Genomic DNA, 14280 nt, shown 5'->3' on the forward strand with positions numbered 1-14280 from the left:
GCACCTATTGTGAAAAGGGTTATTCACACTACTGCAGATTTTGAGTATGCAGATTTGATAAAATTCAGCAATGACTTTGTAGAAATAGCAAAAAAAGAACTGAGAAATGGTGGGAAAATTTATGCTGATACATCTATGATTGTTTCAGGAGTTAATAAAAGTGCACTGAAGAAATACGGTTTAGAGATAGTAAATTATGTACATGAAAAATCAGTTTATGAAGTGGCTAAAGAAAAAAACATTACAAGGTCCATGGCGGGAATAGAAAAAGCGGCACAAGAAGGAATCAGTATGTACATGGTAGGGAATGCACCAACAGCTATTTATAAGATCGGGGAATTAGCTGATGAAAATAAATTGAAACCAAAGTGGATAATAGGTGTACCAGTAGGGTTTGTAGGAGCCGCTGAATCTAAAGAAGAACTTTTAAATTGGGACATTCCATCTGCGGTAATACGAGGCAGAAAAGGAGGCAGCCCAGTTGCAGTAGCAATATTAAATGCATTGTTTAAAATAATGAGGTCAGAAGATGAAGCGCTATAAATTATATAATGGCAAAAAACTAAGGTATGGCTATACTACGGGAACTACAGCAGCGGCGGCAACTAAAGCTGCTGCAATTTACATAGAGACTGGTCAAATTTTGGACTGTGTTGAAATAGAAACACCGAAGGGCTGGACTGTATCGGTTCCTATAAATTATGTTAAACGAGTTGAAGGTAGCAAAGTAATAGCGGAAGCTGTAAAAGATAGTGGCGATGATCCCGATGTTACAAATAGAATAGAAATAAAGGCTGTAGTCGAAATTAACGAAGAAGAAACCGTAAATATCGTTGGAGGAACTGGTGTTGGAATTATAACTAAAAAAGGGCTTCAGACACCTGTTGGAAGTTATGCTATAAATCCCGTTCCTCTTCAAATGATAGAAAAATCATTTAGAGAAGTATTCAAATCGCCAGTTGGAGCAAATATATGTATAGAAGTGCCGAAAGGGAAAGAAATAGCTAGAAAGACGCTTAATTCAAAACTCGGGATAGTAGGAGGAATATCTATCATTGGCACAACAGGAATAGTAGAGCCAATGAGTGAAACTGCATTGGTTGAAAGTCTACACTTGGAGATAAAATCAGCTTCAAAAGAGAGTAAGCGACTTGTCATGGTACTTGGAAATTATGGAGAGAATTTTACTAAGGTTTATAATGAAATAAAAGCGCCTCGCATAAAAATTAGTAATTTCATAGGAGAGTGCATTGATTTTGCTAAAGCGGAAGGCATAGAAGAAATACTGCTGATAGGTCATATAGGAAAACTTATAAAGGTTGCTGGAGGAATATTTAATACTCATAGTAAAGTGGCAGATGGAAGAATGGAGATATTAGGAGCTAATTACATGTATTTTTGTGAAAATAGAGATATATTTATGGAGATAATGGATAGTAATACTACAGATGAAGCGGTTGAAATTATAAAATCTGTAGATTCTGATTTTGTATTTGATAAAATTGCTCAAAAAATAAAACAAAAATGTGAAGCTAGAGCTCGTGAAGAAATTTCAGTTGAAACTATTTTATTTAATTTACCATTTGGAGAACTTGGGTGTAGTGATTTTGCACATCAGAGACTGTCTAAGTGGACTAATGGGGAGGAATTCTATGATTAAAATAGTTGGAATAGGACCAGGGAATATAGATGATATGACAGAGAGAGCTAAATATACTATTGAATCTGCAGATTGCATTATAGGAGGAGATAGGCAGCTAGAGAATTTTTCTGATTTGAGTAGTGAGAAAATATCTCTTTCAGTAGGTTTTAGAGAGGTTGTAGATGAGATTGAAAAGAGGTGTGATACACAAGAAATCGCGGTATTGGTTTCTGGTGACCCTTGCTATTATAGTTTTTTTAGATATTTAAAAAGAAATTTAAGTTGCAAATTAGAAGTTGTACCTGCGCTAAATTCTATACAATACTTTTTTTCGAAATTAGGAAAGACATATGAAGATGCAGTATTTCTTAGTGTTCATGGGAGAAGCTGTGATTATATTGATGCACTTAGAGACTATAAAACAGTTGCACTTTTGACAGATTATGAGCAAAGTCCGCAGGCCATAGCTAAGAAACTAAAAAGTTTTAACATGAAAGTTAAGATGTATGTAGGTTATAGGTTGTCGTATGAAGATGAAAAGATAATAGAGGGAATGCCTTCTGAATTAGAAAATATAAAACACAAAGCTATGGCTGTGGTTATATTAGAGAGTCTTGAGGACTATAATAGGGAGTGTCATATCCCGGATATTGATTTTTTGAGAAATAGTACGCCTATGACTAAAGAAGAAATAAGATATATTACACTTGGAAAACTAGAACTTAAATCAAATCATCACTTAGTTGATATTGGCAGTGGAACAGGTTCTATAAGTATAGAAGCATCGAGATTTTTATATAAGGGGAAAGTAACATCTATTGAAGTAAAAAGTGAAGCTGTAGATATAATGAAAGAAAATATAAAAAAACATAGATGTGAAAATATTGATTTGATTCATGGGGATGCTGTTGATGCTCTTAAAAAAATAGAATATTGTGACAGAGTATTCATAGGAGGAACTAGAGGTAATTTTCAAGAAATAATGAGTTTGCTTGAATCAAAGATATCATCAAATGGCATAGTTGTTATGAATGCTGTAACATTAGAGACGTTGAGTGAATGGACAGAGTATATGAAATGTAGTGAAAAAAAGTATGAACTTATTCAAGTTCAGATTTCAAGATCAAGTAGGCTTGGTAAATACCAAATGCTTGATGGTGGGAGACCTATTTTTATTATGAAAATTTGGTGGAATTAAGGAGACGATATGAATAGAAAACTTATAGCAATTGGAGTAGGCGCTGGAGATGGTAGGTATTTAACCATATCAGCAAAAGAAAAAATAGAAAATAGCGATATTATTTACTATCCGGTAGTAAGTAAAGGCGAAAAAAGCATGGCGCTTGAAAGTATAAAAAAATATGTAAAAACAGGCACTAAATTGTGCGAACTGGTATTTCCAATGAAAAAAACAGGTCTTGAAAGAGCGTGGCAAATGGCTGCAGATACTATAAATGAAACTCTTGAAAAAGAAGGACATTCGAGTTTTATAACTATAGGAGATGTTATGACGTTTAGTACATTTTCATATTTGCGAGATAGATTAGAGTTTGACATAGATGTAGAATATGAGCCAGGAATTACTTCATATCAAGTAGCTAGCAGTGCTATAGGAGAACATCTAGGGCTTGGAAAATCAGGGTTTGGTATTTTGCCAGGAATAGAGAGTGAGAAACAATGCTTGGATTTATTCGAGTATTTTGATACATTAGCGATACTGAAGCCATGTGAAAAAAGTGTAGGCTATTTGGAGAAAATATCAAAAAAAATGGATATAGAGGTCAAAAGTGTTACGTATGGTGGATATGAAAAAATGGAAGTGAGAAGTGAACTTGATTATAGTTACAAACTACCTTATATGAGCGTACTATTAGTTAAGCGTATAAGAAATAATGGAGGCGATTTCAGTGAATAAATTGAAAATAGTTGGAGCAGGGCCTGGCGATGTAGAACTAATAACTATAAAAGGACAAAAAGCATTACAAGAAGCTGATGTAATAATATATGCAGGGTCTCTTGTTAATCCAGAGTTATTGACATGGAATAAAAGAGGCGCAGAAATTCACAATAGCGCTAAAATGACACTTGAAGAAGTGTTAGAGGTTATAGAAAATGGGATATCGAAAGATAAGAATGTAGTGAGACTTCATACGGGAGATCCAAGTTTATATGGCGCTATTCAAGAACAGATGGATGCACTTGAAAGAAAAAATATTGAGTTTGAAATAGTACCAGGAGTTAGTTCGTTTTTAGCATCGGCAGCTGCAATACAGAGAGAATTTACTCTTCCAGATGTTTCACAAACTGTTATATGTACTAGAATAGAGGGGAGAACCCCAGTTCCAGAAACGGAAAAATTATCCGAGCTTGCAAAACACAGAGCGTCTATGGCCATATTTTTGTCAGTTCACATGATAGAAAATGTAGTAAATGAACTTTTGAAAGGATATGATTTAGAAACGCCTATAGCCGTAATTCAAAAAGCATCTTGGCCAGAACAAAAAATAGTTAAGGGTACGCTTTCAAATATTTCTGAGAAAGTGAAGGAAGCAAATATAACTAAAACAGCTCAAATATTGGTTGGAGATTTCATAGATTGTGAATATTCAAAATCGAAATTGTATGATCGGAGCTTTACACATGAATATAGAAAAGGACGCTAAAAAAATATATATTTATGCGGTGTCTAAAAGAGGATATGCACTTGCTAATAATTTAAAACAATTTATAACTGTAGCTCAAGTATTTACTTTAGAAAAATATGCAAAGAGAAGTTGTGAAGTTTTAAAAAATGGACTTAAACATCATGTGGATGAGCATTTTAATAATGCTGATTTAATGGTATTTATAATGTCTACAGGTATAAGTGTTAGGATGATAAAAGACAGTATAGTAGATAAAAAAACAGATCCTGCAGTTATAGTTATAGATGAGTGTGGAGATCATGTTATAAGTTTGTTATCTGGACATTTAGGTGGTGCTAATGATTATGCTAGAGCGATTAGCAGCTATTTGAATAGTACTCCTGTTATAACGACGGCTACAGATTTGAATGGAAAATGGGGAATTGATACTTTTGCAGAATCAAATGGATATAAATTGGTAGATTTTGAAAAAGCAAAGCTATTAACAGCCTATATATTAGAGGGAAATAAAATAAAAATAGACGGTGATTTCAAAATAAAAACTGATTTAAAGAATAGTTTTACATTTGAAGGAGAGTCTAAATACGTTGTTACGATATCAAATAGAAAGCTAGAGTGTGAAAAGAATCGATTACAATTATATAAAACTAACATTGTAATCGGAATGGGCTGTAGAAGAGGAACTAGTGCTGAAAAAATAGAACAGTTTATTTTAGAAGCTCTAGACAATAGTGGATATAGCATAAATTCTGTAAAATCACTATCAAGTATAGATTTAAAGGCCGATGAAGAGGGATTTTTGCAAATTACAGAAAAGTATGGCTGGAAATTCAATACATTTTCTGCAGATAGACTAAAAGCGGTTTCGCATAAATTTGATAAATCTGATTTTGTCGAATCTATTACTGGAACACCTTCAGTTGCTGAGCCAAGTGGATATTTAGCATCTAATCGAGGTAAATGTGTATTAAAAAAGTTAAAGCAGGATGGCATGACATTATCAATTTGGGAGGAAATATAATATGAGAAGTGGGAAGATATATGTAGTTGGTATGGGGCCAGGAAATGAAGAACACATGAGCATCAGATGTAGAAAGGTACTTAGTGAAGTAGAATATATAGTGGGTTATAAAAAGTATATTCAGTTGATAAAACACCTTCCAAATATAAGTGGAGAATGTATAGAAGGAGTGATGAAAAAAGAGGTAGATAGATGTAGAGAAGCATTGGATTTAGCGGAAAAAGGCCATAGTGTAGCGCTTGTTAGTAGTGGAGACTCAGGAATATATGGAATGGCCGGTTTAGTACTTGAACTTATAGAGCATGAGGTTAGATCGGTTGATTGTGAAATAATACCAGGTATAACAGCAGCACATGCGGCTGCATCTAGATTAGGAGCGCCCATAATGCATGATAGTGCTTATATAAGTTTAAGTAATTTATTGACGGAGTGGGAACTCATAGAAAAGAGAATTAAATGTGCTAGTGAAGGGGATTTTGTTATTACGTTATACAATCCAAAAAGCAAAGGAAGACCGGATTTAATAGATAAAGCAAGGGATATAATGCTAAAGTTCAAGTCAGCTCAAACTCCAGTTGGAATAGTAAAAAAAGCTATGAGAGATGGGGAAACCATAGTTATAACAACACTTGAAGATATGCTTAAAGAATCAATAGATATGATGACTGTAATCATAGTTGGAAATTCTAGAACGAAAATTTTTGGGCAGAGCATGGTTACGCCTAGAGGCTATGAGATATGATAGCGGTATTTGCTGGTACTAGCGAAGGGAAGGCAGTTGTCGAGCATTTGAGTAAAAACAATGAGGTAAAAGTTTTTGTTAGCACAAGTCAAGGCGCTGAGCTTTTAAAAAATATGAATTTGAAAAATGTAAACATTGAAGTTGGAAGTAAAGATGAATCAGAGTTAATGGAATGCTTAAATAATGATAATGTAGAAGCGATAGTAGATGCAACTCATCCATATGCTATTGAAATTAGTAAGAATCTCTTGAGTATAAGCAAAATACTAAAAAAGAAATATGTTCGATTTGAAAGACAACGAGAGAAGCTAGAAGGCGTAGCTAGATTTGAGACATATGAAAAACTAGTGGATAATTTAAATTATGTTGATGGCAATGTGTTAATAACATCTGGGAGCAACAATTTAGATGCTTTTTGTAAAATAAATGATATGTCTAGATTATTCGTAAGAGTTATGCCTTCTTCTAAAATAATAAGGAAATGTGAAAATCTAGGTTTTGATATGAATCAAATAATAGCTGTAATGGGGCCACATTCATTAGAATCAAATATGTGGATTATGAAAGAAAAGAATATAAAGCATATGGTTACAAAAGAAAGTGGTAAAAACGGTGGAGTAGATGAAAAAATAGAAGCAGCCAATTTACTTGGAATAAATATTTATACTATAGAACTTCCAAAACTCCAATATATCAATGTTTGTAGTGACTTTAATGAATTAGATTTCTATATTAAATAAAAAAGTTTCCTCAGTGAGGGAACTTTTTTTATGCTCAATTCGTCTAAGAATTATAACAAAAATAAATTAGACAAAGAGAGATAAAATTTAGGAGGAAAAAAATATGAAAAAACTTATAATAACAGGATTAATGATAGCGATGTTGACGTCTACGGTTATGGCAACAGCACCAGTACCAACATTGTATGATTCAAATGAAAATGTAGTAGAGGTAAAACTAGAGCAAAATGATGTAAATATCTATTGGGGAGAAACAGAATTAGAAAGTGCAGGTAAAGACTTAGACGGAGTATTGATGCTTCCACTTAGAGAATTAGCTGAAGCGGCAGGCTTTGAAGTAACGTGGAACGATGAGACGAAGCAGATTGAATTGGCAAATGGAGCTAGATGGACTAGTGTAGAACTTTCCAAAAATGCGTATTTTAAAAACAAAATGGCTCCAAGAGAACTTAGCAAAGCACCGACATTGATTGGAGATGAAACTTATGTTCCAGCAGAGTTTTTCACTCAAATTTTAAGCCTAGGTCTTCAAACTAAAGAAGGAAATATACATTTTTCAGAGTCAATGATTGCTACTCATAGTGGGTATATCCAAGAAATAGATTTAGATGAAGAAGGGAATATCTCAAGAATAACAATATCATCAAAAGAAAAATCTGAAGGATTTGAAGATCAAACTATACTGAATGTTTCAAGTGAGGATACTTATATTCAAAGAGATATAGAAGTAGGAAATTTCATAAATGCTATTACAGCACCTATTATGACTATGAGTTTACCAGGACAGACTCCAGCTATGATTATATACTAAGAAAAAACTCTTTTGTGCTATAATACAAAAGAGGTGATTACAAATGGAATATATTGAAAAAGGCGATTTGATATACAATACATTTGAAATATTTAAAGATTATGAATCTAGTATGTTTGCTGCTTTTTCAACTAGAAAAGGTGGATATAGTAGTGGATGCTATTCTAGCATGAATTTAGGACTTAGCACAGGAGATGATAGAAATATCATACAGAAAAATTATGAAAAATTTTGCGAAGAATTATGTGTTGATTCAAAAGCAGTTGTTTTGTCAGATCAGACTCATGACAAGAATATTAGAATAGTGAGTAGAAAAGATGCAGGTAAAGGGTTTGTAAGAGAAAAAGATTACAAAGGGATTGATGGACTTATCACCAACGAAAGAAACTTACCTCTTATGACTTATCACGCAGATTGTACTCCGATTATATTTTTTGATCCGGTAAAAAATGTAGTAGGATTGGCGCATGCTGGGTGGAGAGGAACTGCTCTATCTATTGCTACAGAAATGATATCAAAAATGAAAGACGAATATGGTTCAAAGGAAAATGAGATAAAAGTAGCTATTGGGCCTGCGATTTGTGGCAAATGTTATGAAGTAGGAGTAGAAGTGAAAGAAGCATTAGAGTTATTGCCGATAGATTCGAAACAATATATTGAGAATCATGGTGATAAATATTTTCCGGATTTGGCAAACATTAATAAAGCATTGCTTAAAAGTGTAGGCGTACTTGATAAAAACATAGAATGTTCAAATACCTGCACTAAAGAAAATAGTCATATGTATTTTTCGCATAGAGAGTTTGGAAATAAAAGAGGCACACAGGTTGCTGTGGCCTATATAAAATAGGACGAAAACTGTGTGCCTTGGGTATTATTGGGAAAAAGATAATTTCTTTTTCCTTTTTTTGTGCTTTGATTGAGAGTTATCTACAAGAATCATATAAACAGAAATAAGTATCAGAATTAAACCAAAGAAATTATTTAATGTAATAGGATCGCCTAAGATTATAGCACCTGCTAATAATGAAGATATCGGCATTATATTTACTATAAAGGACATGGTTCCGATTCCTAAATTTTTGACACCTCTCATATATAATATATAACCTATTCCAGAACTTAAAATAGCACTCAATAGTAGATTTCCCCAGGCAGTAGTACTTGTAAATATATTTAAACTTACAAGTCTCTGCTCAGTGATTAGATTATAAGGGATAACCCACATTGCGCCTAATAGTGATTGGTATGCTAATAATTCTATTCCGTGGTATCTGTCTAGTAACTTTTCTGATATGAATGTATAGATAACCCAAGCTGAAATACCAGCAAACATCAAAACGTATCCTATAAACTGGCTATTTGCAGTACCTGATGATTGCGATATCAAATATATTCCAGCGATAGATGTCATCATAGCCACTCCTTTTAGGGGAGTGATTTTTTTATTTCTGAGAACTCTTTCGAAAAATATTGTAACTATTGGTATAAGACCGTGTATCAAACCAGCTTCAGAACCTGAAATCATTGATACTCCAAAGTTACAGAACAATTGGTATAGAAAGAAGCCGAGAAATGAAGTTATAAGCATGAGCTTAAAATCATTAAATGAAAAATTAAATTTTTTGATGGTGATTTTGTGAAATATAAACAAAAATACTGCTGTGAATACAAATCTCCAAAATACCAAATCGGATGCAGAAGCATAAGGGGCGACTGGTTTTAAAAATATAAAAGTGAGTCCCCAAAATGAGCAACCTATTATGGCTAAAAGTGTTTCAATTCCCTTTGTCATAGTAAAACCTCCAAATTAAAATCAATCATGATTGTTAAAAACTAAACATACTAATATTATACGCTCTCTTCTATAAAAAATCCATATATTTCAAGAAAATTTATAATATTTTGTTATAGATGTCTAAAATGAGTAAAGAGAATCGTATTTTCAGAATATAATTATTATATAACGGGTATAAAAAATACATATGATTTTATCTAAAAAAGGAGAACTGATATGAACGATAAATTAGAGAAAAACAGAAATATTTTAGGGAGATTTGCAGATATATTTATAAATCAACTTCCGCTATCGATACTTGTTATGTTTATGATAATTTCCGTCGGAGTATTTGGTTTGATGACACTTCCTAAAGAATCATTACCAGAGATAATATTCCCTGCAATAAGTGTTCAAACGGTTTATCTAGGTGCAAGTCCAGAAGATGTTGAATTTTTGGTGACAGATCCGATAGAAAATAAAATATCGGAACTAGACGATATAGAAAATTTGACATCTGAAAGTAGCTTTGGATTGTCGTTTGTAACTATTGAGTTCAAGGAAGATATAGATGTTGATAGAAAAAAACTAGAACTTGATAATTTGCTAAATGAGATAGATTTTCCGGAAGGTGTTGAAAAACCATCTAGTTTCATATTTAAAACATCAGAGATACCTCTTATGAATATAAGTATATCGGGGGAACTACCTGTCTATGATTTGACTCGAGTAAGTGAAGATATAGCTGATGAAATAGAAAAAATATCGGGGGTAGAAGAAGTAAATGTATTTGGAGGATTAGATAGAGAGATTCACATCATAACGAACCCAGTGAAAATGCTAGAGCTTGGAGTTACAATGGATAATCTAGAGAGAAGTATTCAAAACTACAATTTGTCTACACCATTAGGTGAAGCAAATTTAAACGGGTTGAGATATACAATAAGAACAGATGAAAAACTTAAAGGCGTTTCTGAAATTAGTCAAATTCCAATAAAGACCTCTAAGGGAAGTATGGTATTTGTAAGAGACTTTGCTGAAATATATGATTCTACAGAAAAAATAAAATCATATAATAGAACATTTATAAGAGATGGTAGAATGGCAGGACTTCCATCTGTATTTTTAGAAGTCTCGAGAGCTGCAAATAGTGATGTCGTAGGAATAACTCAAAAAATAAAACAGAAGATAGAAAAAAATTCAGGAGTACTTTATCCTGAGTCACTTAAAATAAATTATTCAAATGAACTTGCAGAAAATGTAGCTGAAGATTTGAAAAATATTCAGCAGAGTGCACTTTCAGGTCTCATCGTAGTTGTTATAGTATTGTTTTTATTTATAGGATTTAGAGAAGCAATTGTAGTATCTGTGACTATACCACTTTCGCTTTTAGGAACATTGGGACTATTAAATATATTTGGCATAACATTTAATACATTTGCAATACTAGGGCTCATAGTAGCGCTGGGTTTGCTAGTTGATAATTCTATAGTTGTAATGGAAAATATAGACAGATTAAAACGTGAGGGTTACATGCTTAAAGATGCTGCGTCGCTAGGGACAAATCAGGTATCCTATCCAATATTTTCAGCGACACTTACTACAATATCTGCATTTTTTCCATTGGCAATACTTCCTGGGATTTTAGGTGATTTTGTATCAACTATACCGCTAACCATAATAATTACTATTTCGGTATCGCTCATAGTGTCACTTACCATAACACCTGCAATTTCATCTAGGATACTAAAGAGAGAGGCTGAAAGAAACTATACTGTGAGAAAAAAATGGATCAAAATAATAATATCTATAATACTTGTTGCTGTACTGAGTTTCTATGCATTTTCAAATGGTGGCAATTGGAATGTACTCAGCATAGTTGCACTTGTGTTTTTTTCTATAGCCATAGGAGTAAAAGAGTACACAAAGTATTTTAAATCTAGAAAAAATGAAGAACATGAAAAATATAAGAATGTAATTAATGCATTTGTAATGAGCAAAAAGAAAAGAATTATTCTTCTTTTGGCAGGCTTTTTGGTGTTATTATTTAGCTTTGGAACATTTGCAACAGGTCTTATAAAAGTATCATTTTTCCCTAAAAATGAACCTGATACTTTAGTAATTGATATTGATACTCCTGGAGGAACTACTTTAGAGGAGACAGCTAAGATAACTGAAAAAGTAGAAGCATTACTTATTGACAATAAAGGCATAGATCAGTTTAATACGACTATTGGCGGCAGTGAGGTAGATAAAAGTGTTATAAGAGCTAGTCTTGCTGTTAGTGAAGGTGTTACAGGATTTGATTTATTGGAGAGTGTAGAAGATGAATTAAATGAAATATCAGGAGCAGAAATATTGATTAAAGGTTTGGCATCTGGTCCTCCCGTTGGATCACCTGTAAAAATAAGCTTCAGCGGATCAGATTTAGATAGATTGCAGGAAGTATTGGAATTGTACAAGAGAGAAATGAAGCAAATAGATGGTATTTACAATATAGAGACATCAGTAAAAAAAGGTGTGCCTCAAATACTGATGGACATAAATCCAAACAAAGCGGCATTGTATGATTTGTCTGTAGCTCAAATTTCGAGTCAGGTTAGAAAACAAATTTCAGGAATTACAGTTACAACGTATACGGAAAATCGGGAAGAAATAAATGTCAAGATACAGAAACAAGAAGAAGACTTAAGTGAAATCAGTGAAATAAAAAATCTATATATCACTCTTCCGTCTGGTAAAAAAATGCCAATAGAAAACTTAGTCAAATTTAAAGAAGAAAAAGGGTTATCTAGCATACGACATGAAGATAGTGAGCGAATAGTATTTATAGAAGCTGACATTAGACGAGGTTATAATATAACAGATATTACAAATCAAATAGAGAATAGAATGCAGGGTAAAAGCATTTACGATGATATTGATATAAGCTTTGGTGGAGATGTCCAAGGTATTCAAGAGAATTTTATTTATCTTTTTCAAAGTATGATATTAGCAGTGTTCTTGGTATTTATAATATTGACAGTGCAGTTTAAATCCGTAGCGCAGCCATTTATTATATTAACGACAGTTCCAATGGCCGCAGTTGGTGTTATATGGGGTCTTGTAATAACAGGTAATGATTTTGGATTTTATGCATTTATGGGGCTGGTGGCACTTGTTGGTATTGCTGTCAATGATGCGATAGTTTTGATAGATTATATGAATGGTCTTAGGAAAGAAGGCATTGAATTAAAGGAAGCAATAGTAAAAGGCGCAGCTACAAGATTCAATCCGGTTTTAGCTACCACAATGACAACTATTGCAGGAGTGCTTCCGCTTGCATTTAAAGAGATATACTATGCAGAATTTAGTTTTGCATTGATTTTCGGGTTACTTGTAACGACGGTTCTCACATTGGTATTTGTTCCGGTTAGCTATTCGATAGTTGAAGGAATAAAAATTAGAGCTAGTTTAAATATTCAAAACAAAAAAGGTGGTGTAAAAAATGAAATTTAATAAATATATAGTCTTCTCACTTACATTTCTAATGTTAGTATCATGTGCACCAAGTGGAGAGGAGACTGTAGAGGTAGAAGATAATGTGGCTGTTGTTGAAGTCCAAAATGTAGAAAGTGGAGAAATTTATGAGAGTGTTATGGCTATAGGTTCGATAGAAGCCGGATCTTTATTATCCGTAGAGACACAAGGGAATGGCACTATTGAAAAATTAAATGTAAATGTTGGAGATTTGGTGAGTAAGGGAGATGTATTGTTTAGCTTAGATAGTGAAAATATAGAAAATACCTATAGGGTTACGGAGAGTCAGTTAAGAACAATTCGTGACAATGCGAAGATTGCGTTAGATGATGCAGAGGAGGCTTACTCTAAGGTACAAGCTCTGTATAAAAATGGAGGAGCTACTCAAAGCGAGTTGGATTCAGCTGAAAATGTCTTAGTACAGGCGAGAAACAAATACAATGATGCTACGGTTAATTATACTAATCAAAGAAATAATTTGAAACTAGATTTAGAGGATAGAGAAATAAAAGCACCAATAGATGGGAAAGTGAGCGTTATATATATAAAGGAAAAAGAAACAGTTGGTCCAAAAATCGCATTAGAAATAATAAATGAATCATCTATGATATTTAAGACAGAAGTTACAGGAGATGTAGTTGAAAAACTTAGAAAAGGTACGAGAGTAAATGTGTACCCAGATGGTGAAAAGAGTGAAAATATATCTGGTGAAGTTTTGGAATTCAATCAAAGAGCTGACTCAAATACAGGATTATTTGAAGTGAAAATAGGGCTAAATGAGAATATAAATGGAATTAGAACTGGAGAGTATGCAGAGTGCGAATTTATAATAGATGAACGAACTTCAAACTTAATACCTAAAAAAGCTGTACTTGGTCAGCAACCTCAAGAGTATATATATATAGTAGATGGAATGAAGGTATCGAAATTAGAGGTGAAAACAGGAATAGCATTTGGAGATAATGTCGAGATAACGAGCGATATAGAAGATGATGTAAATATTATTGTTAGAGGACAAAATCTAATAGAAGAGGGAGATAGTGTTGTTATTAAAAAATAGCTTCGGGTATAAATAAAATAAGAAAAGAGTGTAAATAAACGGATAAGTCAGGAGGTAAATTATGAAAAAAATAGTAGAATTACAAAGTGGTTTGGAAGATTTAAAAATGTGGTTAGAAGCTCAAGGCTATGAATGTTACTTAGCGGGTTCTAAATCAAAACATGCAGATGTTTTGATAGTGAGTGTATCGGATGACAACTATGAGGGAATTACTACTACTAGTTGTATGCAGGATGGAAGCGGTAAAAGAACAGTTATAAATGCAGCTAAAATGGATAGAAGGGAAATTGTTCGAATGATAGAACATGATTTCTGTCATTAAA

14 protein-coding genes are annotated in these 14280 nt (G+C 33.0%); 13 read left to right on the forward strand and 1 reads right to left on the reverse strand.

Annotated elements, in window-relative coordinates; genetic code table 11:
• The 10 genes from N4A40_01360 to pgeF all read left to right on the forward strand — a co-directional run.
• Nucleotides 1–543: precorrin-8X methylmutase (locus N4A40_01360; protein MCT4660479.1), on the forward strand; the 543-nt coding region annotated here is incomplete at its 5' end.
• A complete protein-coding gene (gene cbiD / locus N4A40_01365) occupies nucleotides 530–1660 on the forward strand; it encodes a cobalt-precorrin-5B (C(1))-methyltransferase CbiD (protein ID MCT4660480.1) in 1131 nt (376 codons plus the stop codon). The genes N4A40_01360 and cbiD, both read left to right, overlap by 14 nt.
• Complete coding sequence (cbiE, locus tag N4A40_01370) at nucleotides 1653–2840, forward strand: precorrin-6y C5,15-methyltransferase (decarboxylating) subunit CbiE (protein MCT4660481.1); 1188 nt, start codon at nucleotides 1653–1655, stop codon at nucleotides 2838–2840. The genes cbiD and cbiE overlap by 8 nt, the downstream gene beginning before the upstream one ends.
• 9 nt (nucleotides 2841–2849) lie before the next feature.
• On the forward strand, nucleotides 2850–3557 hold the full coding sequence (locus N4A40_01375; GenBank protein MCT4660482.1) for a precorrin-2 C(20)-methyltransferase: 708 nt from the start codon (nucleotides 2850–2852) through the stop codon (nucleotides 3555–3557).
• Nucleotides 3550–4305: a precorrin-4 C(11)-methyltransferase gene (gene cobM / locus N4A40_01380; GenBank protein MCT4660483.1), complete on the forward strand. Its 756-nt coding sequence runs from the start codon at nucleotides 3550–3552 to the stop codon at nucleotides 4303–4305. The genes N4A40_01375 and cobM overlap by 8 nt, the downstream gene beginning before the upstream one ends.
• Complete coding sequence (gene cbiG / locus N4A40_01385) at nucleotides 4283–5308, forward strand: cobalt-precorrin 5A hydrolase (protein ID MCT4660484.1); 1026 nt, start codon at nucleotides 4283–4285, stop codon at nucleotides 5306–5308. Before cobM ends, cbiG begins: the two co-directional genes overlap by 23 nt.
• A 1-nt stretch (nucleotide 5309) precedes the next feature.
• Nucleotides 5310–6050, forward strand: coding sequence for a precorrin-3B C(17)-methyltransferase (gene cobJ, locus N4A40_01390; protein MCT4660485.1), 741 nt, complete (start codon nucleotides 5310–5312; stop codon nucleotides 6048–6050).
• On the forward strand, nucleotides 6047–6790 hold the full coding sequence (cobK, locus tag N4A40_01395; GenBank protein ID MCT4660486.1) for a precorrin-6A reductase: 744 nt from the start codon (nucleotides 6047–6049) through the stop codon (nucleotides 6788–6790). The genes cobJ and cobK overlap by 4 nt, the downstream gene beginning before the upstream one ends.
• A gap of 103 nt (nucleotides 6791–6893) precedes the next feature.
• Nucleotides 6894–7601, forward strand: coding sequence for a copper amine oxidase N-terminal domain-containing protein (locus N4A40_01400; GenBank protein MCT4660487.1), 708 nt, complete (start codon nucleotides 6894–6896; stop codon nucleotides 7599–7601).
• A 43-nt stretch (nucleotides 7602–7644) separates the two neighbouring features.
• Complete coding sequence (pgeF, locus tag N4A40_01405) at nucleotides 7645–8451, forward strand: peptidoglycan editing factor PgeF (GenBank protein MCT4660488.1); 807 nt, start codon at nucleotides 7645–7647, stop codon at nucleotides 8449–8451.
• A gap of 24 nt (nucleotides 8452–8475) precedes the next feature.
• Here the strand turns inward: pgeF and N4A40_01410 are convergent, their stop codons facing one another.
• Nucleotides 8476–9396 (reverse strand): DMT family transporter, encoded by a 921-nt coding sequence (locus N4A40_01410; protein MCT4660489.1) that lies wholly within the window; start codon nucleotides 9394–9396, stop codon nucleotides 8476–8478.
• A gap of 219 nt (nucleotides 9397–9615) precedes the next feature.
• Between N4A40_01410 and N4A40_01415 the strand changes: the two genes are divergently transcribed.
• From N4A40_01415 to N4A40_01425, 3 genes are all read left to right on the forward strand, one after another.
• Nucleotides 9616–12876 (forward strand): efflux RND transporter permease subunit, encoded by a 3261-nt coding sequence (locus N4A40_01415; protein MCT4660490.1) that lies wholly within the window; start codon nucleotides 9616–9618, stop codon nucleotides 12874–12876.
• Nucleotides 12866–13957 (forward strand): efflux RND transporter periplasmic adaptor subunit, encoded by a 1092-nt coding sequence (locus N4A40_01420; protein MCT4660491.1) that lies wholly within the window; start codon nucleotides 12866–12868, stop codon nucleotides 13955–13957. Before N4A40_01415 ends, N4A40_01420 begins: the two co-directional genes overlap by 11 nt.
• A gap of 61 nt (nucleotides 13958–14018) precedes the next feature.
• Nucleotides 14019–14279, forward strand: a complete 261-nt coding sequence (locus tag N4A40_01425; protein ID MCT4660492.1) for a YkuS family protein — start codon at nucleotides 14019–14021, stop codon at nucleotides 14277–14279.
• Nucleotide 14280: the final 1 nt, after the last annotated feature.

Source organism: Tissierellales bacterium, assembly GCA_025210965.1.
Classification (GTDB): Bacteria; Bacillota; Clostridia; order Tissierellales; family JAOAQY01; genus JAOAQY01.